The following is a 21899-nucleotide window of genomic DNA, read 5'->3' on the forward strand; positions in this document are numbered from 1 at the left end:
GCTGTCTTGAAATGCAATTGTCAGAACAATGAAGATCCAGTGTGGGGGGGCAAGCCCCGTCCAGAGGAATCCTCGGTGTTTGAGAAATCCCATGCACACAAAAACGCCCGGCATAACCGGGCGTTTTGTATTGACTTGCTTAGCGAGCGCGGTAAGTGATGCGCCCTTTGCTCAAGTCATAGGGCGTCAGCTCGACGCGCACTTTGTCGCCGGTAAGAATACGAATGTAGTTCTTGCGCATCTTGCCGGAGATATGCGCGGTTACGACGTGCCCATTTTCCAACTCCACACGAAACATGGTGTTGGGCAGGGTGTCGACGACAGTGCCTTCCATTTCGAAGCTGTCTTCTTTCGACATGCAGTAAAGCCCTCGGTATCCAGTGAATGGCCCGGTGCAACTGCGCCAGGCAAAAGCGGCGTGCATTGTGCCCGAAAAAGGGTGTTTAAGCCAAGGGGTTCTAGTTAAGCGTGACCCATCTTTGATTAATCAGCAGTTCTATGGGGCGATATTGGGTCTTGTAGTTCATCTTTTTGCAGTTCTTGATCCAGTATCCGAGGTACACCGCCTCGAGTTCCAGGCGCAGTGCTTCACCGATTTGCCAGAGGATCGCGAAACGCCCGAGGCTACGCCGCTCTTCGGCCGGCTCGTAGAAGGTGTAGACCGCTGACAGGCCGTTAGGCAGCAAATCGGTCACGGCGACGGCCACCAGGCGGCCGTCCGCGCGAAATTCGTAGAAGCGTGAGAACGGCAGGTCACGCACCAGGAAGGTGGAAAATTGGTCGCGGCTCGGTGGGAACATATCGCCGTCGGCGTGGCGCTGCTCGATATAGCGCTGGTACAGGTCGAAGTACTCTTCGGTGAATCGTGGCTTGGCAGCTGTCACCGTCAAGTCGGCGTTGCGCTTGAGGATGCGTTTCTGATTGCGGTCCGGTAGAAACTGCGCCACGGGGATGCGTGCCGGCACGCAGGCATTGCAGTTCTGGCAGTGAGGCCGGTACAGATGATCGCCGCTGCGCCGAAAACCCATTTCCGAGAGATCGGCATACACGTGCACATCCATTGGCTGGCTGGGGTCGAGGAACAGCGTGGTGGCCTGCTCGTCGGGCAGATAGCTGCAAGAGTGGGGTTGAGTGGCATAAAACTTCAAACGCGCCAACTCGGTCATGATCAACCCTCGGATAAGCTTTGAAATAAGTGTAAGCCAGGTGCGCGGATGTCGCCTAAGAAACCCATGGCCCGCAATTGCGTTGGTCCAGGTGGTCGCGTAGGAAACCGGCAAATTCACTGCGAGGAATGGCGCGAGCACCCAGGCTATGCAGGTGATCATTGGGCATTTGGCAATCGATCAGTGCAAAGCCCCAGGCCTGTAGTTGCCGGGTGAGTGTAGCGAAGCCGAATTTTGAGGCATTGTCGGCACGGCTGAACATGGATTCGCCAAAAAACAGCTGGCCCATCGCCAGGCCATACAGTCCGCCCACCAGCACGCCCTCGTCCCATACCTCGACCGAGTGCGCATAGCCGCGCTGATGCAGTTCCAGGTAGGCGCGCTGGATACCTTCGGTGATCCAGGTGCCATCAGCATACGCGCGCGGCGCGGCGCACGCCTGGATGACGGCGGCAAAGTCCTGGTCGAAGGTCACGGCGTAGCGCTGCTGGCGCAATAGTTTGCCCAGGCTGCGGGAGACATGCAGTTCGTCGGGGAATATCACGGTGCGCGGGTCCGGCGACCACCAGAGGATCGGCTGGCCCTCCGAGAACCAGGGAAAGCAGCCGTGGCGGTAGGCTTGTACCAGTCGTTCGGCCGACAGGTCACCACCGGCGGCGAGCAGGCCATTGGGTTCGCGCATGGCCTTGGCCAGCGGGGGGAATGTCAGTGAGTCGCGTTGTAACCAGGTCAGCATGGCATCCAGGCTTACGGAAGGGGAGGGGGGTGGCAGGCGGATCGCCTGCCCCAAGGGGTGTGATTATTGTCGACGTAGCGCTGTGGGGCCAGCCCGAATCGGCTGTTGACGTGCATAAGCATGAGCGGGTGTTTCTGCAACTCTCTGCGTGAGGCGTGGTCGTAATCGGGTCTGGCCCATGCAGGCCATTTGCCAAGCTTGCCTGGATTGGTAAAAACAGCTCATAAGCCTTTGTCAGCAAAGACAATGCATGCTCAAATTGAACATGTTGTGACACGCAATTGGCTATGCTGCTCTAAGAAAGCCAAGTGGCGTGGCAACAGGAACACAAACCCGTACAATGCGGCCATTGTGGCGTTATCGCCATTTCATCCAGCAATCGCCCAATGTTAAAAGTAGATTCCACGACGTTCGTTCATTTTTCAGCTGCTCGGATTGGGCAGTATTTGCACTTATTCAACAGATGGACGCGCTAACAGGCGCAGGAAAAGACCCGTTTTGAAGAAATCCGCCGCAACACCTAAAGCAGCCATCGTGCCGGCCTGGCGCCAGCACCTGCACTATCGACTCAAGGAAGGCGCGCTGATCGCTATCGGCGCCTTGTGCCTGTTCCTGATGATGGCCTTGCTCACCTATGGCAAGGACGATCCGGGCTGGAGCCACAACAGCAAGATCGAAGACGTGCAGAACTTCGGTGGGCCTGCCGGCTCCTACAGCGCCGATATCCTGTTCATGGTGCTGGGTTATTTCGCTTACATTTTCCCCTTGCTGCTGGCGATCAAGACCTGGCAGATCTTCCGCCAGCGCCACGAGCCGTGGCAGTGGAGCGGCTGGCTGTTTTCGTGGCGCCTGATAGGCCTGGTATTCCTGGTGCTGTCGGGTGCCGCCCTGGCGCATATTCATTTCCACGCACCCACCGGCCTGCCGGCGGGCGCGGGGGGGGCGCTGGGCGAAAGCCTCGGCGACCTGGCGCGCAAGACCCTGAATATCCAGGGCAGCACCCTGATGTTCATCGCGCTGTTCCTGTTCGGCCTCACGGTGTTCACCGACCTGTCGTGGTTCAAGGTGATGGACGTGACCGGTAAGATCACCCTTGACCTGCTGGAGTTGTTCCAGGGTGCCGCCAACCGCTGGTGGGCCGCCCGTGTCGAGCGCAAGCGCATGGTGGCGCAACTGCGCGAAGTCGACACCCGCGTCAACGAAGTGGTGGCACCAAGCACGCCGGACCGCCGCGAGCAGGCCAAGGTCAAGGAGCGTCTGATCGAACGCGAGCAGGCCCTGAGCAAGCACATGTCGGACCGCGAGAAGCAGGTGCCGCCGGTGATCGCCCCGGCGCCGCCCAAGCCCGCCGAGCCTAGCCACCGCGTGCAGAAAGAGAAACAGGCGCCGTTGTTTGTCGACAGCGCCGTGGAAGGCACCTTGCCGCCGATCTCGATCCTCGACCCGGCCGAAAAGAAACAACTCAACTATTCCCCCGAGTCCCTGGCGGCCGTCGGCCATTTGCTGGAAATCAAACTCAAGGAGTTCGGCGTCGAAGTGTCGGTGGACTCGATTCACCCCGGCCCGGTGATTACCCGTTACGAAATCCAGCCGGCCGCCGGCGTAAAAGTCAGCCGCATTTCCAACCTGGCCAAAGACCTGGCGCGCTCCCTGGCCGTGACCAGCGTGCGCGTGGTGGAAGTGATCCCCGGCAAGACCACCGTGGGTATCGAGATTCCCAACGAAGACCGCCAGATTGTGCGCTTCTCCGAAGTGCTGTCGACGCCCGAGTACGACAACTTCAAGTCGCCGGTTACCCTGGCCCTGGGCCACGACATCGGCGGTAAGCCGGTGATCACCGACCTTGCAAAAATGCCTCACCTGCTCGTGGCCGGTACCACCGGTTCGGGTAAATCGGTGGGCGTGAACGCGATGATCCTGTCGATCCTGTTCAAGTCCGGCCCGGAAGACGCCAAGCTGATCATGATCGACCCGAAGATGCTCGAGCTGTCGATCTACGAAGGCATTCCACACCTGCTCTGCCCTGTGGTCACCGACATGAAGGACGCCGCCAACGCCCTGCGCTGGAGCGTTGCCGAGATGGAACGCCGCTACAAGCTGATGGCGAAGATGGGCGTGCGTAACCTGTCGGGCTTCAACGCCAAGGTCAAGGAAGCCCAGGACGCCGGCACGCCGCTGACCGACCCGCTGTACAAGCGCGAAAGTATCCATGACGAAGCACCGCTGCTGAGCAAGCTGCCGACCATCGTGGTGGTGGTCGATGAGTTTGCCGACATGATGATGATCGTCGGCAAGAAGGTCGAAGAGCTGATCGCACGTATCGCCCAGAAGGCCCGTGCCGCCGGTATCCACTTGATCCTTGCCACCCAGCGTCCGTCGGTGGATGTGATCACCGGCCTGATCAAGGCCAACATCCCGACCCGCATGGCGTTCCAGGTGTCGAGCAAGATCGACTCACGGACCATCATCGACCAGGGCGGCGCCGAGCAACTGCTGGGCCACGGTGACATGCTCTACATGCCGCCCGGCACCAGTCTGCCGATCCGCGTTCACGGCGCCTTCGTGTCCGATGATGAAGTACACCGCGTGGTGGAAGCCTGGAAGCTGCGTGGCGCGCCGGAATACAACGACGACATCCTTGCCGGTGTCGAAGAGGCCGGCAGTGGCTTCGACGGTGGCAGCAGCGGTGGTGACGATGATGCCGAGACCGATGCGCTGTACGACGAAGCCGTGGCCTTCGTGCTGGAAAGCCGCCGTGCCTCGATTTCTGCGGTGCAGCGCAAGCTCAAGATTGGCTACAACCGCGCCGCGCGCATGATCGAGGCTATGGAAAACGCTGGCGTCGTCACCGCAATGAACACCAACGGCTCGCGCGAAGTCCTTGCTCCTGGGCAGGCGCGCGACTGATTCCGTGCCGCGTGGCAGCACGCGGCGCGCCCTTACGACTCAATGAGGACTCCCATGCGTCTTATCCGCATGCTGTTGTTGCCGGCACTGGCCCTGACCGCTGTTTCGGCCCACGCTGACCCGGCCTCCGTCGCCAGCCTGAAAAACCTGTTGGACAAATCCCAGACCCTGACTGCGCGCTTCTCCCAGCTCACGCTGGATGCGGGCGGTACCCAGTTGCAGGAAACCGCCGGCGAGATGGCCGTGCAGCGCCCAGGGCTGTTCTACTGGCACACGGAAGGCAAGGCCGAGCAGACCATCGTCTCGGACGGCCAGAAAGTCACCCTGTGGGACCCGGATCTGGAGCAGGCGACCATCAAGAAGCTGGACCCGCGCCTGAACCAGACTCCGGCGCTGCTGCTCTCGGGCGACGTGTCGAAAATCAACGACAGCTTCGACATTACCTCCAAGCAGACCAGCAACGTGATCGAGTTCACCCTCAAGCCGAAATCCAAGGACACGCTGTTTGACACGTTGTCCCTGTCGTTCGGCAACGGCGTGATCAATAACATGCGCCTGGTCGACAGCGTCGGTCAGCGCACCGATATCCTGTTCTCCGGGGTCAAGGCCAACCAGCCGGTACCGGCGTCCAAGTTCAAGTTCGACATCCCCAAGGGTGCCGACGTGATCCAGGAATAAACTCCCCAGAGGTTTCAAACGCTGCCCATGGATCTGTTTCGAAGTGACCCGATTGCCCAGCCGTTGGCCGCGCGCTTGCGCTCGACCAACCTGGATGAGTACGTCGGTCAGGAACACCTGCTCGCTCGCGGCAAGCCGTTGCGCGAAGCCCTGGAGCAGGGTGCGCTGCACTCGATGATTTTCTGGGGGCCGCCGGGCGTGGGTAAGACCACCTTGGCGCGGCTGCTGGCAAAGGTCTCGGATGCGCACTTCGAAACGGTCTCGGCCGTGCTGGCCGGGGTCAAGGAGATCCGCCAGGCCGTCGAGGTGGCCAAACAGCAGGCCGGGCAGTACGGCAAGCGCACCATCCTGTTTGTCGATGAAGTGCATCGCTTCAACAAGTCGCAGCAGGATGCATTCCTGCCCTATGTCGAGGACGGCACGCTGATTTTTATCGGTGCGACCACCGAGAACCCTTCCTTCGAATTGAACAACGCCTTGCTCTCGCGTGCGCGGGTCTATGTGCTTAAAAGCCTGGACGAAGCCGCGATGCAAAAGCTGTTGCACCGCGCCCTGAGCGAAGACAAGGGCCTGGGCAAGCGCCAGCTGAGTCTCAGCGACGAAGGCTTCAAGATCCTGCTCACCGCCGCCGACGGCGACGGTCGGCGCTTTCTCAACCTGCTGGAGAACGCTTCCGACCTGGCCGAAGACGGCAGCGAGATTGGCGTCGACCTGCTGCAAAGTCTGCTCGGCGATACGCGTCGGCGGTTCGACAAGGGCGGCGAAGCCTTCTACGACCAGATTTCGGCGCTGCACAAGTCCGTGCGCGGCTCCAACCCGGACGGCGCACTGTATTGGTTTGCGCGCATGATCGACGGCGGCTGCGACCCGTTGTACCTGGCGCGTCGCGTGGTGCGCATGGCCAGTGAAGACATCGGCAACGCCGACCCGCGAGCCCTGAGCCTGTGCCTGGCTGCATGGGAGGTGCAGGAGCGCCTCGGCAGCCCGGAGGGTGAGCTGGCGGTGGCCCAGGCCATCACGTACCTGGCCTGCGCGCCGAAAAGCAATGCGGTGTACATGGGCTTCAAGTCCGCCCTGCGTGCCGCCGCTGAACATGGTTCCCTCGAAGTGCCGCTGCACCTGCGCAACGCGCCGACCAAGTTGATGAAACAACTGGGCTACGGTGATGAATACCGCTATGCCCATGATGAGCCGGACGCCTATGCCGCCGGCGAAGACTATTTCCCCGACGAGCTTGAGCCGCAGCCGTTCTACCAGCCGGTGCCCCGTGGCCTGGAGCTGAAGATCGGTGAAAAGCTCAATCACCTCGCCCAACTCGACCGCCTCAGCCCCAAACAGCGGAGAAAGTAGTGTTCAAGACGATTCTTGCCGTGTCCGCAGCCGGCATCGCTGGTACATTATTGCGTTTCGCCACCAGTACGTGGGTGAGCGCCAATTGGCCGAAGCATTTTTATGCGGCGACCCTGGCGGTCAACCTGGTGGGTTGCCTGATCATCGGGTTGCTGTACGGTTGGTTCCTGTTGCGCCCGGAAGTACCGATTGAAATTCGCGCCGGCTTGATTGTCGGCTTTGTAGGCGGTCTGACGACCTTTTCATCCTTTTCACTGGATACGCTGCGCCTGCTGGAAAGCGGGCAGGCCCTGGTCGCCTTCGGGTACCTGGGCATCAGCGTGTTCGGCGGGCTGCTCGCCACCTGGGCTGGCCTGTCCTTGACCAAACTTTGATAAACGAGAGACCGACATGCTCGATTCCAAACTGTTACGTAGCAACCTTCAGGACGTAGCGGACCGCCTGGCATCCCGTGGCTTTGCCTTGGATGTTGCGCGCATCGAAGCGCTGGAAGAACAGCGCAAGACCGTCCAGACCCGCACCGAAGCACTGCAGGCTGAGCGTAATGCGCGTTCCAAATCCATCGGTCAGGCCAAGCAACGTGGCGAAGACATCGCGCCGTTGATGGCGGACGTCGAGCGCATGGGCACCGAGCTGTCCGACGGCAAGGTCGAGCTGGAAGGCATTCAATCCGAGTTGGATTCGATCCTGCTGGGCATCCCCAACCTGCCGCATGAGTCCGTGCCGATTGGCGAAGACGAAGACGGCAACGTCGAAGTGCGCCGCTGGGGCACGCCAACGGCCTTTGATTTCGAGATCAAGGACCACGTCGCCCTGGGCGAATTGACCGGTGGCCTGGATTTCGAAACCGCCGCCAAAATGTCCGGTGCGCGCTTTGCCTTGCTGCGCGGCCCGATCGCACGCATGCACCGTGCCCTGGCGCAGTTCATGATCAACCTGCACACCGGTGAACACGGGTACGAAGAGGCTTACACCCCGTACCTGGTGCAGGCGCCGGCGCTGATGGGCACCAGCCAGCTGCCGAAGTTCGAGGAAGACCTGTTCAAGATCAGCCGCGATGGCGAAGCCGATCTGTACTTGATCCCGACCGCCGAAGTGTCGCTGACCAATATCGTTGCCGGCGAGATCCTCGATGCCAAGCAACTGCCGCTCAAGTTCGTCGCCCACAGCCCGTGCTTCCGCAGTGAAGCCGGCGCCTCGGGTCGTGACACCCGCGGCATGATCCGCCAGCACCAGTTCGACAAGGTCGAGATGGTGCAAGTGGTTGAGCCGTCGACCTCCATGGAAGCCCTGGAAGGCCTGACCGCCAACGCCGAACGCGTCCTGCAGCTGCTGGAGCTGCCGTACCGCGTCCTGGCGCTGTGCACCGGCGACATGGGCTTCAGCGCCGTGAAGACCTACGACCTCGAAGTGTGGGTACCCAGCCAGGACAAATACCGCGAGATTTCGTCGTGCTCCAACTGCGGTGATTTCCAGGCCCGGCGCATGCAGGCGCGTTTCCGTAACCCGGAAACCGGCAAGCCGGAACTGGTGCACACCCTTAACGGTTCGGGCCTGGCTGTAGGTCGCACCCTGGTGGCGGTGCTGGAAAACTACCAGCAGGCTGACGGTTCGATCCGCGTGCCAGAGGTGCTCAAGCCTTACATGGCGGGCGTTGAGGTCATCCGCTAAATGGAATTTCTGCCGCTGTTTCATAACCTGCGCGGCAGTCGTGTGCTGGTCGTCGGTGGGGGGGAGATTGCCTTGCGCAAATCCCGTCTGCTGGCGGACGCCGGCGCAGTGCTGCGGGTGGTTGCTCCCCAGATTGAAGACCAGTTGCGTGAGCTGGTGCAGGGCAGTGGCGGGGAATTGATTCTGCGCGGTTATCAGGAGGCTGACCTTGAAGGCTGCACCCTGATTATCGCGGCGACCGACGACGAGCCCCTGAACGCGCAAGTCTCCAGTGATGCCAAGCGTCGTTGCGTACCGGTCAATGTAGTGGACGCGCCGGCCTTGTGCAGCGTGATCTTCCCGGCGATTGTCGACCGCTCGCCCTTGGTGATCGCGGTGTCCAGCGGCGGCGATGCGCCGGTGCTGGCGCGCTTGATCCGCGCCAAGCTGGAAACCTGGATTCCGTCCACCTACGGCCAACTGGCCGGGCTGGCGGCGCGGTTTCGTGCCCAGGTCAAAGGCTTGTACCCGGATGTGCAGCAGCGTCGGGCGTTCTGGGAAGAAGTGTTCCAGGGCCCGATTGCCGACCGTCAGTTGGCCGGGCAGGGCGATGAGGCCGAGCGTCTGTTGATCGAAAAGGTCAACGGCGCGCCGCCTTATGCGCCGGGCGAAGTGTATTTGGTAGGGGCAGGCCCAGGCGATCCGGACCTGCTGACCTTCCGTGCCCTGCGCCTGATGCAGCAAGCCGACGTGGTGCTGTACGACCGCCTGGTGGCGCCGGCCATTCTGGAGCTGTGCCGTCGTGATGCCGAGCGTATCTACGTCGGTAAACGCCGCGCCGACCACGCTGTGCCGCAGGACCAGATCAACCAGCAACTGGTGGACCTGGCCAAGCAAGGCAAGCGCGTGCTGCGCCTCAAGGGTGGCGATCCGTTCATCTTTGGCCGTGGCGGTGAAGAAATCGAAGAACTGGCGGCCCATGGCATCCCGTTCCAGGTGGTACCGGGGATCACCGCAGCCAGTGGTTGCGCGGCGTACGCCGGGATTCCACTGACCCATCGCGACTATGCGCAGTCGGTACGCTTTATCACCGGGCACTTGAAGAATGGGACGTCGGACCTGCCTTGGAGTGACCTGGTAGGGCCATCACAGACCTTGGTGTTCTACATGGGCTTGATTGGCTTGCCGATCATCTGTGAGCAACTGATCAAGCACGGTCGCGCCGCGGATACCCCGGCGGCGTTGATCCAGCAAGGCACCACGTCCAACCAGCGCGTGTTTACCGGCACCCTGGCGGACCTGCCGCGCATGGTGGCGGAGCATGAAGTGCATGCGCCGACGCTGGTGATCGTCGGTGAGGTGGTGGTGTTGCGCGAGAAGCTGAAGTGGTTTGAAGGCGCCCAGTCACAAGTCTGAGCACCTGCACACACATCAACTGTAGGAGCGAGCTTGCTCGCGAAAACCGTCAACGATAACGCGCCCATCCTGAATGCACGCGGTGTTTTTGAGTTCTTCGCGAGCAAGCTCGCTCCTACGGGTTGTGTATCAGCTCCAAACGCCTTTGCTGGTTAGCTTCACTCGATCATGCCCGGCATCAAACGCCTGCAACGGCCCCTTCGGCACAATCCCCGTCGGGTTGATGGTGCGGTGGCTCGCATAGTAATGGCCCTTGATGTGTTCAAAATCCACCGTCTCGGCCACGCCCGGCCACTGAAACATCTCCCTCAGCCAGTTCGACAAGTTCGGATAATCGGCAATCCGTCGCACATTGCATTTGAAGTGGCTGTAATACACCGCATCAAAACGAATCAGCGTGGTGAACAACCGCACATCCGCCTCGGTCAGGTACTCGCCGGCCAAGTAGCGATGGTCGCTCAAGTGCTGCTCCAGGTGATCCAGTTCGGCAAACACATCATCAAACGCGCTCTCATACGCTTTTTGTGAGGTGGCAAAGCCTGCGCGGTACACGCCATTGTTCACGGCCGGGTAGATCCGCTCGTTCAGCCCATCGATGGTCGCCCGCAGCGGCTCGGGGTAGAAGTCCAGGGTGTTGCCGGTCAGCCCGTTGAACGCGCTGTTGAACATGCGGATGATCTCCGCCGATTCATTGCTGACGATGCGGTTGAGCTGCTTGTCCCACAGCACCGGCACGGTGACGCGGCCGGTGTAGTCGGCGGTGTCGGCGGTATAGCGCTGGTGCATGAATTCGAAACCATCGAGCTTATCGCCGGTGGAGCCGTGGGCCTTGTCGAAGGTCCAGCCGTTTTCCAGCATCAGCCAGCTGACCACGGACACGTCGATCAAGCTTTCCAGGCCCTTGAGCTTGCGCAGGATCAGGGTGCGGTGGGCCCATGGACAGGCCAGGGATACGTAGAGGTGGTAGCGACCGGCCTCGGCCTTGAAGCCGCCTTCGCCGCTGGGCCCAGGCTGGCCATCGGCGGTCACCCAGTGGCGGCGTTGTGCCTGTTCCCGCTGGAAAGCGCCATCTGCACTACTTTCGTACCACTGGTCTTTCCAGTGTCCTTCGATCAGCAAACCCATGACTGGCTCCTTGGCTAATAAGCGTTGGAGCCCAGTCTAAAGGGATGAGTTCGAACTAAAAGCGCAAAGACCGGGCGCGAATCATCGATTAAATCGATTTGTCCCGCGCATCCCAGTATTGCCGGGCCAATTCGAACGCCTGTTCCCGTGAGTGGCCGAGGCCGCGCAAGGCCAGGGCCATGGTGGCGATCAGCGCCAGTTGCGGGTAGCTGTCCTCTACGTCGCCGCGCCACACCGCCTTCAAGTGTTCAGGCTCCAGGGATGCCGGCTTGACGTGGCGCTGGTCGGAGAGGGCGGGCCATTCTTCATCCCAGCTTTCGCCACCGGTGGTGCCGTAGATGTGGCTGATGGTGTCAGGGTTGATCTCGACTTCGCCGCCGTCGCCCTTCACCACGATCACATGGTCGCCAAGCAGGCCGCTGGCATCGCGGTGCACACCCTGGTAGCCCGGGTGGAAAATGCTTTGCAGGCCGCAGCGCGCATTCAGCGGGTTGAGCAGGCGCGCCAGGGAGTGGATCGGCGAGCGCAGGCCCAGGGTGTTACGCAGGTCGATCATGCGTTGCAGTTGCGGCGCCCAATCGCCCAGCGGGATAAACGCCAGGTTGCCTTGCTCAAACGCGGTCCCGACCTGCTGCCAATTGCGGCACAGCGGGATTTGCAGGGTTTGCAGCAATTGTTCGGTGTACAGCCGGCCCGCCGTGTGTGCGCCGCCGCCGTGCATGAGGATGCGCACACCATTTTGCGCCAGGCACTTGGCGGCCAGCAGGAACCAAGGCAGGTGGCGCTTCTTGCCGGCGTAGGTCGGCCAGTCGACATCCACATTCAGTGCCGGGGCGTTCAGGCGTTCACGCACGGCTTCGGTAAAACCGGCGAGTTCTTCGGGGCTTTCTTCCTTGTGGCGCAGCAGCATCAGGAAGGCGCCGAGCTGGGTGTCTTCGACTTTTTCGTCGAGCAGCATGCCCATGGCTTCACGGGCCTCGTCGCGGGTGAGGTTGCGCGCGCCGCGCTTGCCTTTGCCCAGGATGCGCACGAACTGCGCAAACGGATGCTCGGCAGGGGTTTCAAGGGTCAGTGGGGCAAAGTCGGTCATAAGCAATTCGTCGGCCGGGGCAGGCCCGCCAGCTTGGCGGCGAGTTTGGCGGGAGTGCCGTTGAACAGTGTGTTGAGGTGCAGGCTGTTGCCCTTTTGCGGGCCGAGCTTCAAGGCGGTGTACTTGATCAGCGGGCGCGTGGCGGGGGACAGCTGGAATTCGGCATAGAACTGGCGCAGCAGTTCGAGGATCTGCCAATGATCCGGGGTCAATTCCAGGCCTTCGGCGGCGGCCAGGGCGTTGGCCACCTCAGGGGACCATTCATTCAGGTCGACGAGGTAACCGTCCTTGTCCAGATCCAGGGTGCGCGCGCCTACGGTCAGGGTGTTCATAGCCAGGTGTTGACCTTGCTGTACTCGAGCGACAGCTGCACGAAACCCGGGTAGTCCACGCTGTCGGCCCAGTCGGGTAGCGGCAGATTGCGCGCTTGCATGTCTTCGGCCAACACAAAGACCTTCACCCCCTTGGTGTGCAGGGCCGGGTTGTGCAGCCCATAGGCGCCATCGCCGCAGAGCAGGATCGCATCCTCGGCGCCACAGATACGCAGGCAGCTGTCGAGGCGGTTATCAGTAAAAGGAGAGTGAGACACCACATGTAAAGTCGACATCAGAGGGTTATCACCTGGTCGTAACGGTCAATCAGCCTGGAGATCGCTTCGCTGTCCAGCGGCTGGGCATTGGACGGCTGCGTCAGCCCGCGCTCACCCAGGCTGTGGCTGCAGGCGAACACGTCATCGATGCCGAACAGGCCCAATGCCTGCAGGTTGGCGCTGAGGTCTTTTTGCTGCACTGCCCTGGCGTCCTGGTGCGGCGCCAGTTGGAACACGCCGTCATCCATGAACAGCACGCCGATCGGCAGATCAAACGCGCCCCCGGCCAGCACTATATCCAGCGCTTCGCGCGCGCTCGGCCCGGACCATGGCGCCTGGCGGCTGATCACTAATAAGGATTTGGACATGTCACGGCCCTCCAAAACAGATCAGGCGGTCGGCGGCCTGGGCGGCGTCATGCAATTGCCCCAGGCCCGATAACGCCCAGGGTGCATCCAGGTTGACCGCGCTGCGTTGATAGCGCGTGGCTTCCTCCTGGTTAAGCACGCCACGGCGCAAGGCGGCAGCGATGCACACCACGCCGTCGAGTTGATGTGTGCTGACAAACTCACGCCATTGGCGGGCGATGTCCTGCTCATCCTGGGGTGCAACGATGTTATTGGCGGCGCTGTAGACGCCGTCCTGATAGAAAAACAGCCGCACAATCTCATGCCCGCCGGCCAACGCCGCCTGTGCAAACAGCAAGGCGCGGCGCGAGGAGGGCGCGTGGGCGGCGGAAAACAGTGCAATCGCAAACTTCATGGAACTCTCTGCAAGCAAACGTGGGCCAATGATAAAGCCGCCGCCACGAAAAAGCCCGCCATGATCAAAACGGTCACCTTCGATGATCGTTCTGACGATTGCCGGTAGGCGCCAGGCTGCCTAGTCTGTGTGAATTCGAAACCCAAATGGAGTCCCCATGTCAGGTCCCTTGGCGTCCCTCAAAGTGCTGGATTTTTCCACCTTGCTGCCTGGCCCGTTCGCATCGTTGATGCTGGCGGACATGGGCGCCGAGGTACTGCGGATCGAATCCCCCACGCGCGTGGACCTGCTGCGGGTGCTGCCGCCCCATGACCAGGGGACTTCGGCCAGCCATGCCTACCTTAATCGCAATAAACGCAGCCTGGCGCTGGATTTGAAACAGCTCGAAGGCCTGGAGATCGTGCGCGAACTGGTCAAGAACTACGACATTGTCCTCGAACAATTTCGCCCCGGGGTGATGGAGCGCCTGGGCCTGGGTTACGAGGCGCTGAAGGCGATCAACCCGCGGCTGATTTATGTGTCGATCACCGGTTACGGCCAGACCGGGCCCTATAAGGATCGCGCCGGGCATGACATCAATTATCTGGCGTTGGCCGGGGTGGCCAGCTACACCGGGCGCCAGGACAGCGGACCGTTGCCACTGGGTGTGCAGTTGGCGGACGTGGGCGGCGGTTCGCTGCATGCGGTGGTGGGGCTGCTCGCTGCCGTCATCGCGCGGCAGCAAAGTGGGGTCGGGCAATACCTGGATGTGAGCATGACCGATTGCTCGTTCAGCCTGAATGCCATGGCCGGCGCGGGTTACCTGGCGTGTGGTGTGGAGCCGGAATGGGAGGGCCATGTGCTCAATGGTGGGAGTTTCTACGATTACTACCGTTCGCGAGATGGGCGCTGGATGTCGGTGGGCAGCCTGGAACCGGCGTTCATGCAGCCGTTGTGTGAAGCGTTGGGGCGCCCGGAGTTGGCCGCGCAGGGCTTGAAGCCTGAGCAGCAGCCGGCGCTTAAGCAGGCCTTGCAGGTAGAGTTCGAGAAGCGCAGTTTCGAGGAATTGTGCGAGCTGTTTGCCGGGGTGGATGCCTGCGTGGAGCCTGTGCTGACGCTCAGCGAAGCCGTGGCCCATCCGCAGTTGAAGGCGCGGGCTCTGGTCAGCGAGGTGCCCAGGGGGGATGGCTCGAGCCAGGCGCAGATTGCCTGCCCGTTGAAGTTTTCGGAAGGGTTGCCAGCCCCCCGGCACATTGGCGTCGCCGTGGGCGCGCACAGTGATGAAGTGTTGGCGGAGCTGGGCTTGAGCCCGCAGCGCATCAGCGAGCTGCGCAGCTCCAAGGTGATTATGTAGTGGCTGGGCGGAAGCTATCGGGAGCAAGCCCCCTCCCACATTCAGGCCTGTGAATACGATCAAAATGTAGGAGGGAGCTTGCTCCCGATGAGGCCTTTATTCCACCCTGGTTTCGCCGGTAAACACCAATGTCTGCCGACAGCGCCGACACAGGTACCGCCGCCCCTGAGCCACCATGCCATGGCGCTGTGACGAGAACGGGAAATCGCTGTCGGCACACGGGCAACGGTAGATATAGCGGGTCACCTGGCGACGCTTCACTGCATAGGTGTGGCAACGGTCCGGCGGCAGTTCGTAGACCCCACGCATGATCAGTTGCCATTCCTCACCATGGGGCTGAATGCGTTCGCCAAACAATTGGTGGGCAATCAGGTGCGCCACCTCATGGGCCACGGTCTGTTTCAGGAAGTGTTGGCTGTTTTCTCGGTACAACTGTGGGTTGAAGCGCAGCAGGTTCTCGTGCAAATGCGCGACACCGGCCTTCTGGCCCCGCAGCTTGAGGCTGACCTGGGGGCGTTTGAAGCTTCGTTTGAAAAAGGATTCGGCTTGCAGGAAACAATCTTCGACGCGGGTATTGAGTTGCTCGGGCATGCTGTACATATCTCCAGAGGCGTCCAGTATGCCGCAAAGCAGGGTGTTTCCGAATCTGTCACGCGCCGAATGGTCGTGCATCACGCACAAAGCCACCTTGCGGTGGCCTTGCCTTCACCATTGATCGGTCAGTTAGTGTAGATCGGTCCTACGCCCAGGCCCCAGACAATCACGGTAAACGCCATGATCGCCACCAGCACCACCAGCCCTACGGCCAGTATCGAACTGGAAAACAGGAAGCCTTCATCCGGGTCGATGCTCATGAAGGTCGGTACGCCGACATACAGCAGGTACACCGTGTAGCAGATCGCTGCAGTGCCCACCACCATGCCCAGCCACATATGCGGGTAGAGCGCCGCCAGCCCGCCGATAAACAACGGTGTCGCAGTGTAGGTGGCAAAGGCCACGCACCGCGCCATGCTGGGGTTGGCATCGTAGGTGCGGGCCATCCAGTGAATGAACGCACCCATCACCGCCACGCCGCCGAGCATGGCCGCATACGACATGAGGGTCATCCACAGCGCACTTTCCTGGGTCAACATGACCGGGGAGCGGTTGCCGATGACCCAGCCGACCTGGGTGGTACCGATAAAGGCTGATACGGCGGGGATCGCCGCGAGAATCAGGGTGTGAGTGAGGTACATGTGGCCGATGCTTTCTTCTTTATCGCCACGAATTTCCCGCCATTCCTGGTCGGGATGGGTAAACAGCCCCACGACGTGATGGATCATGCCAGTCACTCCTGTCGTTATTACCATCGCCCCCCATCGGAGCGCCTACGGGCCAAATGGCCACAAAGGTCTGGATATATGTGTGCGACCTCAAGTCGCAGTATAGGAAGGGATGACCGGAATAACTGTAGGGCCTTTAGAGCAAATTGCGCTGTAAACAGGGGTCCTAATCGCGGCGGGATCTTTTACTGTTAGCCCTTTAGCTGTTTTTTTTGCGTAAAATACCCGGCTTTTCGTCACACACCTCCAGCGGATCCAAGCGCCATGGGCACTCTTACGGTCAACCAGAACAAACTGCAAAAACGCCTGCGCCGTCTGGCCGGTGAGGCGGTCGCCGATTTCAACATGATCGAGGATGGCGACAAGGTCATGGTCTGCCTCTCCGGCGGCAAAGACAGCTACACCATGCTCGACGTGCTGCTGCACCTGCAAAAGGTCGCGCCGATCAAGTTCGAGATCGTCGCCGTTAACATGGACCAGAAACAGCCGGGCTTCCCCGAGCACGTGCTGCCGGCCTACCTCAAGGCGCTGGGCGTCGAGTACCACATCGTCGAAAAAGACACCTACTCGGTGGTCAAGGAACTGGTGCCTGAAGGCAAGACCACCTGCTCGCTGTGCTCGCGCCTGCGCCGTGGCACGCTCTACACCTTTGCCGATGAGATCGGTGCGACCAAGATGGCCCTGGGTCATCACCGCGACGATATCGTCGAGACCTTCTTCCTCAATATGTTCTTCAACGGCTCGCTCAAGGCCATGCCGCCCAAGCTGCGTGCCGATGACGGGCGCAACGTGGTGATCCGCCCGCTGGCGTATTGCAACGAGAAGGACATCCAGGCCTACTCCGACCTCAAGCAATTCCCGATCATCCCGTGCAACCTGTGCGGCTCCCAGGAAAACCTGCAGCGCCAGGTAGTCAAGGAAATGCTGGTGGAGTGGGAGCGCAAGACGCCAGGGCGTACCGAAAGTATCTTCCGCAGCCTGCAGAACGTGCAGCCGTCGCAATTGGCCGACCGCAACCTGTTCGACTTCACCAGCCTCAAAATTGATGAGACTGCCGCGTCGCGCTTCGTCAATGTTGTGAACCTCTGAGCTCATTCAACGCTCTGACACACGGCGCTTGCGGGCGCCGTTTTCAATTCAATTGCCAGCATTCAACAGCAGGAGAGGGCATGCGTGATTACAAGTGGCTGCACGAATATTGTCTGAACCGCTTCGGTTCAGCGGCCGAGCTGGACGCCCACCTGCCCGTGCCCAAGACCCCGGCGCAACTGCGCAAGATCAGTGATGATCGCTACCTGTCGACCTTGGCGCTGCGCGTGTTTCGCGCCGGCTTGAAACACAGCGTGGTGGATGCCAAGTGGCCGGCGTTCGAGCAAGTGTTCTTCGGCTTCGACCCGGAAAAAGTCGTGCTGATGGGCGCCGAGCACCTGGAGCGCCTGATGCAGGACACGCGCATCATCCGTCACCTGGGCAAGCTCAAGAGCGTGCCGCGCAATGCGCAGATGATCCTGGATATCGAGCAGGAAAAAGGCAGCTTCGGCGCGTTTATCGCCGATTGGCCGGTGACTGATATCGTCGGGCTGTGGAAGTACCTGAGCAAGCACGGTCATCAGTTGGGTGGGCTGTCGGCACCACGCTTCCTGCGCATGGTCGGCAAGGATACGTTTGTGCCGAGCTATGACGTGGTCGCGGCATTGAATGCGCAGAAGATCGTCGACAAGGCCCCCACCAGCCTGCGCGACCTGGCGACGGTGCAAGGTGCGTTCAACCAGTGGCATGCCGAGAGTGGGCGGCCGATGTGCCAGCTATCGATGATGCTGGCGTACACCGTCAACCATTGACCGGGGTCTATTGTGTGGCGAGCAGGCTCGCCACACAGTTACTCGGCCAACCGGCGGTTCAGTTGGTGCCGCCAGCGCACATACAGCAGCGCCGTACAGAACACCGCCAGGCTGGCCAGCATCTCCAGCACCCCGAACCACTGCCGGTTCGGGTCATACGCCGCCAGCGCGCCCTTGATGAAATACAGGTTCACCACAAAGCACATCCACGAGTGCCCGCGCGCACTGCCGATGATCATCCCCGGCGCCAGCACCAGCAGCGGCACCAGTTCGATCAGCAGGATCACCCACGGGCGTGCGCCGTGCAGGTCGGCGACGAACAGGTAGTACCCGCACAACAAACCCACCAGGGCGAAAAACGCCAGCAGGCTTAACGCGCGTGCCGCCTTGACCCGTGGCTCCAGCCACGCTTGCGGCGGTAGAACCTTAGGCTTCCTGGCCACGGCCGTTCTCCAGCAGCGTGGCGGTCTTGGCCAGGCGCAGGCCCAGGGCCCGGCACAGGGTGATTTCATGTGGGTCGAGCAGGCGTTTGCCATCCGGGCCGGCATGGTGGCTGGCGCCATACGGCGTGCCGCCACCCTGGGTGTCGAGCAGTGCCTGTTCGCTGTAGGGCAGGCCAGTGATCAGCATGCCGTGGTGCAGCAGCGGCAGCAGCATCGACATCAGCGTGGTTTCCTGGCCGCCATGCAGGCTGGCGGTGGAGGTGAACACCCCGGCCGGCTTGCCGACCAGCGCGCCGGTGAGCCACAGGTTGCTGGTGCCATCGAGAAAGTACTTGAGCGGCGCGGCCATATTGCCGAAGCGCGTCGGGCTGCCCAGGGCCAGGCCCGAGCAGTTTTTCAAGTCATCGAGGCTGGCGTACAGCGCGCCTTCGTCGGGGATGCTCGGCGCCACGGCTTCGCATTCGGTGGAGATCGCCGGCACGGTGCGCAGCCGCGCTTCCATCCCGCCTTGCTCGATGCCACGGGCAATCTGCCGAGCCATTTCGCTCACCGAGCCATTGCGGCTGTAATACAACACCAGCACATACGGCGTAGTCACGGCAGGATCTCCAGCACGTTCTCTGGCGGGCGGCCAATGATGGCTTTATCGGCGGTTTCCAGGATCGGGCGTTCCATCAGCTTGGGGTGTTCGGCGATCGCGGCAATCAACTGCGCTTCGCTGAGGCTGGTATCGGCCAGGTTAAGGGTCTTGTATTCGTCTTCGCCGGTGCGCAGCAGTTGGCGGGCGCTGATGCCCAGCTTGGCCAGCAGTGCCTTCAATTGCACGGCATTCAGCGGTGTTTCCAAGTAGCGCACCACGGTGGGGGCGAGGCCTCGGGCTTCCAGCAGGTCGAGCGCACCGCGGGATTTCGAGCAGCGCGGGTTGTGATAAAGCGTCAGATCGGTCATGTGCGGGTCGCATCTTGCGTAAGGTGGCGGGTATTCTACCTGCGCGGCGTCCTGTCCTTAAACCGTAAGAGGCGATAGGTCGCAGCCAACGTTCATTTTTGCGAAGGATTACCCCATGACAAGGCGACTGATCGGTGCATTGGCGATCATTACAACCCTGCTGCTCAGCGGCTGCGGCAATGACTACGGCGTTGACCAGTACGGCCAGAAGGTCGCGGCCGAGCGCCTGGACAAACAGTGGCTGGTGGTCAACTACTGGGCGGAATGGTGTGGCCCATGCCGTACGGAAATCCCCGAACTCAACGCCCTGGCGGAACAGTTGAAGGGGCAGGGCGTGGGGGTGTTCGGGGTTAACTTCGACAATGTGCAGGGGGCGGAGCTGAAGGAGGCCAGCGACAAACTGGGGATCAAGTTCACCGTGCTGGCGCAGAACCCGGATGGGATCTTCGATATTCCGCGCAGCGAAGCGTTGCCGGTGACCTACATCATCGATGACAAGGGCAAGGTGCGCGAGCAGTTGATGGGTGAGCAGACGGCGGAAGGGGTGCTGGCCAAACTCAAGGCCTTGCGCGGCTAAAGCAACCGCCCCCTCCCACATTTAGATCTAACCAACGTGCAGATCGGTGCAGTCAGCCCTCTTCGAGCCACAGGCGAATCGGCTTGCCTTCGGCCGGCCAGAAGCGGGTCTGCTCGATCGGCGAGATGTCCCAGCGCTGTACGCCTTGCAGGGCCTGGAAGAAGCGCTGTTCCTGCTCCATCAGGGCTTCGGCGCAGAGCTTGCGGGTGCTGCCGAGCTTGCCGAAGCTGAGTTTGTCGCCTTCGACGGTGTACGGCGCGAACCAGTGGTTGCAGCCGCCATTGCCGTAGGCACGCCCATCGGCGCCGAGGGTGACGGTCAGGTGCGCGTAATCCATCAACGGCCGCTCACCAATCCACTCCACCACGTAGCTGTGATCCTGCTTGAGCTTGACTGCATCCCCGGCGCAGCCACTCAGGGCCGCACCGATGGCGGCGAGCAGAACCAGGCCTTTCATTGCCCGGCCTTCTGGCATGTCGGGCAACGGTGCTTGTCGCCTTCGCTGGCCCAGCCCAACTCGGCAATGCGCGCGTTGGCGGCCGGTTGCAGCGGCTCTTTGGTCAGCTTGGTTTCCACCGCGAATTCAAACTCCAGCACAGTGTCGCAGCTGTCGCAGTTGACCTTCCAGGTGTGAATCTCCAGCTCACCGAACTTCGGCCCGCGGGCCATGGCGACCCACTGGCCTGCAGGGCGGATGGAGTAGCGCGCGTCACCTTCGACGGTAAGGCGCATGGACAAGGTTTTACTGCCACGCAGGGTGACGATCAGCACGTCGTCATGCTTGATCGAACCACCGTTGCCGGTGACCTGGTAACGGCCCGGCACCAGGGCGCGGCATTCGATCAGGGTGTGTTGCGGGCTCAGCAAGCTGAAGCGGAAATCGTGTTCGGCCATGGATCCTCCAAATAGGCGCGGCATCCTATCACGGGTGCCTGATCATCATGAGCCTGGTATGTGACCGCTGATCATCCTTCGACGAGGTTCTGTGCCCGGCCATCGGCCCATGCCGCAATATTGGCCAAGGTGGTGTCGGCGATCGCCGCCAGGGCTTCGCGGGTGAGGAACGCCTGGTGTGCGGTGATGATCACGTTGGGGAAGGTCAGCAGGCGCGCGAGCACGTCGTCCTGCAGGGGCAGGTCGGAGCGGTCCTCGAAAAACAGCTGGGCCTCCTCCTCATACACATCCAGCCCCAGGTAGCCGAGTTGGCCGTCCTTGAGTGCTTCGATCAGCGCCGGCGTGTCGACCAGGCCACCGCGACCGGTGTTGATCAGCATGGCGCCGGGTTGCATCTGCGCCAGGGAGCGTGCATTGATCAGGTGCTTGCTGTCGGCGGTCAGCGGGCAGTGCAGGCTGATGATCTGCGCCTGGGCCAAGAGCTCCGGCAGGCTCACATAGTCAGCGCCGAGGGCTTGGACCTGCGGGTTGGGGAACGGGTCGTAGGCGAGCAACCGGCAACCGAAGCCCGCCATGATCCTGGCGAACGTGGCGCCGATCTGGCCGGTGCCGACCACCCCGACGGTCTTGCCCACCAGGTCGAAACCGGTGAGGCCATGCAGGCTGAAATCGCCGTCGCGGGTGCGGTTGTAGGCGCGATGCAGGCGGCGGTTGAGGGCGAGGATCAGGGCCACCGCGTGTTCGGCGATCGCATGGGGCGAATAGGCCGGGACGCGTACGATGGTCAGGCCCAGGCGTTTGGCGGCAGGCAGGTCCACATGGTTGTAACCGGCCGAACGCAACGCGATCAACCGCGTGCCGCCCTTGGCCAGGTGTTCCAGCACCGGGGCACTGAGGTCATCGTTGATAAAGGCGCAGACCACCTCGTGGTGTTCGGCCAGGGCGACGGTGTCGAGGTTGAGCCGGGCAGGTTGGAACTGCAGTTCCAGGCCGCGCGGCAGGGGTTCGCCGAGGAAACTGTCGCGGTCGTAGGTCTGGCTGCTGAAAAGAATCACGCGCATCAAAGGCGTCC

The 21899-nt window shown here is 61.5% G+C and carries 27 protein-coding genes; 10 read left to right on the forward strand and 17 right to left on the reverse strand.

Translation table 11 applies throughout. The features are described 5' to 3' along the window. Positions 1-139 precede the first annotated feature (139 nt). From infA to aat, 3 genes are all read right to left on the reverse strand, one after another. Complete coding sequence (infA, locus tag ACHPFG_RS12050; RefSeq protein WP_002553999.1) at positions 140-358, reverse strand: translation initiation factor IF-1; 219 nt, start codon at positions 356-358, stop codon at positions 140-142. 100 nt (positions 359-458) lie between these two features. Further along, positions 459-1166, reverse strand: coding sequence for an arginyltransferase (locus ACHPFG_RS12055; RefSeq protein ID WP_053128509.1), 708 nt, complete (start codon positions 1164-1166; stop codon positions 459-461). A gap of 55 nt (positions 1167-1221) precedes the next feature. Continuing rightward, entirely contained in the window at positions 1222-1902 is a 681-nt protein-coding gene (gene aat / locus ACHPFG_RS12060) for a leucyl/phenylalanyl-tRNA--protein transferase (RefSeq protein WP_431702635.1), read from the reverse strand. Between the two features lie 498 nt (positions 1903-2400). On the opposite strand from aat, the gene ACHPFG_RS12065 reads away from it, so the two are divergent. The 6 genes from ACHPFG_RS12065 to cysG are packed head-to-tail and all read left to right on the forward strand — an operon-like array spanning position 2401 to position 9903. Beyond that, positions 2401-4809, forward strand: a complete 2409-nt coding sequence (locus tag ACHPFG_RS12065) for a DNA translocase FtsK (RefSeq protein WP_131698054.1) — start codon at positions 2401-2403, stop codon at positions 4807-4809. Between the two features lie 54 nt (positions 4810-4863). Next, positions 4864-5487, forward strand: coding sequence for an outer membrane lipoprotein chaperone LolA (gene lolA, locus ACHPFG_RS12070; protein WP_016975527.1), 624 nt, complete (start codon positions 4864-4866; stop codon positions 5485-5487). Between the two features lie 27 nt (positions 5488-5514). Next, complete coding sequence (locus ACHPFG_RS12075; RefSeq protein ID WP_131698053.1) at positions 5515-6837, forward strand: replication-associated recombination protein A; 1323 nt, start codon at positions 5515-5517, stop codon at positions 6835-6837. Next, positions 6837-7211, forward strand: a complete 375-nt coding sequence (crcB, locus tag ACHPFG_RS12080; RefSeq protein ID WP_431702638.1) for a fluoride efflux transporter CrcB — start codon at positions 6837-6839, stop codon at positions 7209-7211. Before ACHPFG_RS12075 ends, crcB begins: the two co-directional genes overlap by 1 nt. A 16-nt stretch (positions 7212-7227) precedes the next feature. Continuing rightward, complete coding sequence (serS, locus tag ACHPFG_RS12085; RefSeq protein WP_167655666.1) at positions 7228-8508, forward strand: serine--tRNA ligase; 1281 nt, start codon at positions 7228-7230, stop codon at positions 8506-8508. Beyond that, positions 8509-9903 carry a siroheme synthase CysG gene (gene cysG / locus ACHPFG_RS12090; protein ID WP_253491074.1) on the forward strand — a complete coding sequence of 465 codons (1395 nt, stop codon included), beginning with the start codon at positions 8509-8511 and terminating at the stop codon, positions 9901-9903. A gap of 129 nt (positions 9904-10032) precedes the next feature. Here the strand turns inward: cysG and ACHPFG_RS12095 are convergent, their stop codons facing one another. The 6 genes from ACHPFG_RS12095 to tusD form a co-directional block, all read right to left on the reverse strand. Further along, complete coding sequence (locus ACHPFG_RS12095; RefSeq protein WP_431702641.1) at positions 10033-11028, reverse strand: glutathione S-transferase family protein; 996 nt, start codon at positions 11026-11028, stop codon at positions 10033-10035. Between the two features lie 88 nt (positions 11029-11116). Then, entirely contained in the window at positions 11117-12118 is a 1002-nt protein-coding gene (locus ACHPFG_RS12100) for a glycosyl transferase family protein (RefSeq protein ID WP_431702643.1), read from the reverse strand. After that, positions 12115-12450 (reverse strand): TusE/DsrC/DsvC family sulfur relay protein, encoded by a 336-nt coding sequence (locus tag ACHPFG_RS12105; protein ID WP_131698048.1) that lies wholly within the window; start codon positions 12448-12450, stop codon positions 12115-12117. The genes ACHPFG_RS12100 and ACHPFG_RS12105 overlap by 4 nt, the downstream gene beginning before the upstream one ends. Next, positions 12447-12725, reverse strand: a complete 279-nt coding sequence (gene tusB / locus ACHPFG_RS12110) for a sulfurtransferase complex subunit TusB (RefSeq protein WP_131698047.1) — start codon at positions 12723-12725, stop codon at positions 12447-12449. The genes ACHPFG_RS12105 and tusB overlap by 4 nt, the downstream gene beginning before the upstream one ends. Further along, on the reverse strand, positions 12725-13075 hold the full coding sequence (gene tusC, locus ACHPFG_RS12115) for a sulfurtransferase complex subunit TusC (RefSeq protein WP_431702646.1): 351 nt from the start codon (positions 13073-13075) through the stop codon (positions 12725-12727). The genes tusB and tusC overlap by 1 nt, the downstream gene beginning before the upstream one ends. Position 13076: 1 nt before the next feature. After that, complete coding sequence (gene tusD, locus ACHPFG_RS12120) at positions 13077-13469, reverse strand: sulfurtransferase complex subunit TusD (protein WP_167655658.1); 393 nt, start codon at positions 13467-13469, stop codon at positions 13077-13079. A 157-nt stretch (positions 13470-13626) separates the two neighbouring features. Here tusD and ACHPFG_RS12125 point away from each other — a divergent pair, with 157 nt between their 5' ends. Further along, positions 13627-14802: a CaiB/BaiF CoA transferase family protein gene (locus ACHPFG_RS12125; RefSeq protein WP_431702648.1), complete on the forward strand. Its 1176-nt coding sequence runs from the start codon at positions 13627-13629 to the stop codon at positions 14800-14802. A gap of 96 nt (positions 14803-14898) precedes the next feature. Here ACHPFG_RS12125 and ACHPFG_RS12130 read toward each other — a convergent pair whose 3' ends face one another. Further along, positions 14899-15393 (reverse strand): SprT family zinc-dependent metalloprotease, encoded by a 495-nt coding sequence (locus ACHPFG_RS12130; RefSeq protein WP_027606355.1) that lies wholly within the window; start codon positions 15391-15393, stop codon positions 14899-14901. A gap of 128 nt (positions 15394-15521) precedes the next feature. Further along, positions 15522-16124, reverse strand: coding sequence for a Yip1 family protein (locus tag ACHPFG_RS12135; protein ID WP_027606356.1), 603 nt, complete (start codon positions 16122-16124; stop codon positions 15522-15524). A 264-nt stretch (positions 16125-16388) separates the two neighbouring features. On the opposite strand from ACHPFG_RS12135, the gene ttcA reads away from it, so the two are divergent. Further along, entirely contained in the window at positions 16389-17213 is an 825-nt protein-coding gene (gene ttcA, locus ACHPFG_RS12140) for a tRNA 2-thiocytidine(32) synthetase TtcA (protein ID WP_053128530.1), read from the forward strand. A gap of 80 nt (positions 17214-17293) precedes the next feature. Further along, positions 17294-17965: a DNA-3-methyladenine glycosylase I gene (locus ACHPFG_RS12145; RefSeq protein ID WP_145337669.1), complete on the forward strand. Its 672-nt coding sequence runs from the start codon at positions 17294-17296 to the stop codon at positions 17963-17965. A 38-nt stretch (positions 17966-18003) separates the two neighbouring features. Here the strand turns inward: ACHPFG_RS12145 and ACHPFG_RS12150 are convergent, their stop codons facing one another. From ACHPFG_RS12150 to arsC, 3 genes are read right to left on the reverse strand one after another with little or no spacing between them, the layout of a single operon-like run. Further along, a complete protein-coding gene (locus ACHPFG_RS12150; protein WP_145337670.1) occupies positions 18004-18408 on the reverse strand; it encodes a DUF2069 domain-containing protein in 405 nt (134 codons plus the stop codon). Further along, positions 18392-19006: an NAD(P)H:quinone oxidoreductase gene (wrbA, locus tag ACHPFG_RS12155; protein ID WP_090402864.1), complete on the reverse strand. Its 615-nt coding sequence runs from the start codon at positions 19004-19006 to the stop codon at positions 18392-18394. Before wrbA ends, ACHPFG_RS12150 begins: the two co-directional genes overlap by 17 nt. Further along, positions 19003-19356 carry an arsenate reductase (glutaredoxin) gene (arsC, locus tag ACHPFG_RS12160; protein WP_431702652.1) on the reverse strand — a complete coding sequence of 118 codons (354 nt, stop codon included), beginning with the start codon at positions 19354-19356 and terminating at the stop codon, positions 19003-19005. Before arsC ends, wrbA begins: the two co-directional genes overlap by 4 nt. 115 nt (positions 19357-19471) lie before the next feature. Here arsC and ACHPFG_RS12165 point away from each other — a divergent pair, with 115 nt between their 5' ends. After that, positions 19472-19933: a TlpA disulfide reductase family protein gene (locus ACHPFG_RS12165; protein WP_090402869.1), complete on the forward strand. Its 462-nt coding sequence runs from the start codon at positions 19472-19474 to the stop codon at positions 19931-19933. Positions 19934-19985: 52 nt separating this feature from the next. Here ACHPFG_RS12165 and ACHPFG_RS12170 read toward each other — a convergent pair whose 3' ends face one another. The 3 genes from ACHPFG_RS12170 to ACHPFG_RS12180 all read right to left on the reverse strand — a co-directional run bounded on the left by ACHPFG_RS12170 (position 19986) and on the right by ACHPFG_RS12180 (position 21888). Further along, positions 19986-20390, reverse strand: coding sequence for an META domain-containing protein (locus tag ACHPFG_RS12170; RefSeq protein WP_431702654.1), 405 nt, complete (start codon positions 20388-20390; stop codon positions 19986-19988). Then, complete coding sequence (locus ACHPFG_RS12175; RefSeq protein ID WP_092488784.1) at positions 20387-20827, reverse strand: hypothetical protein; 441 nt, start codon at positions 20825-20827, stop codon at positions 20387-20389. The genes ACHPFG_RS12170 and ACHPFG_RS12175 overlap by 4 nt, the downstream gene beginning before the upstream one ends. Before the next feature lie 71 nt (positions 20828-20898). After that, positions 20899-21888, reverse strand: a complete 990-nt coding sequence (locus ACHPFG_RS12180; RefSeq protein WP_431702657.1) for a 2-hydroxyacid dehydrogenase — start codon at positions 21886-21888, stop codon at positions 20899-20901. Positions 21889-21899 lie beyond the last annotated feature (11 nt).

The sequence above is a fragment of the Pseudomonas sp. BR20 genome (assembly GCF_050780135.1).
In the GTDB taxonomy this organism is placed as follows: Bacteria; Pseudomonadota; Gammaproteobacteria; order Pseudomonadales; family Pseudomonadaceae; genus Aquipseudomonas.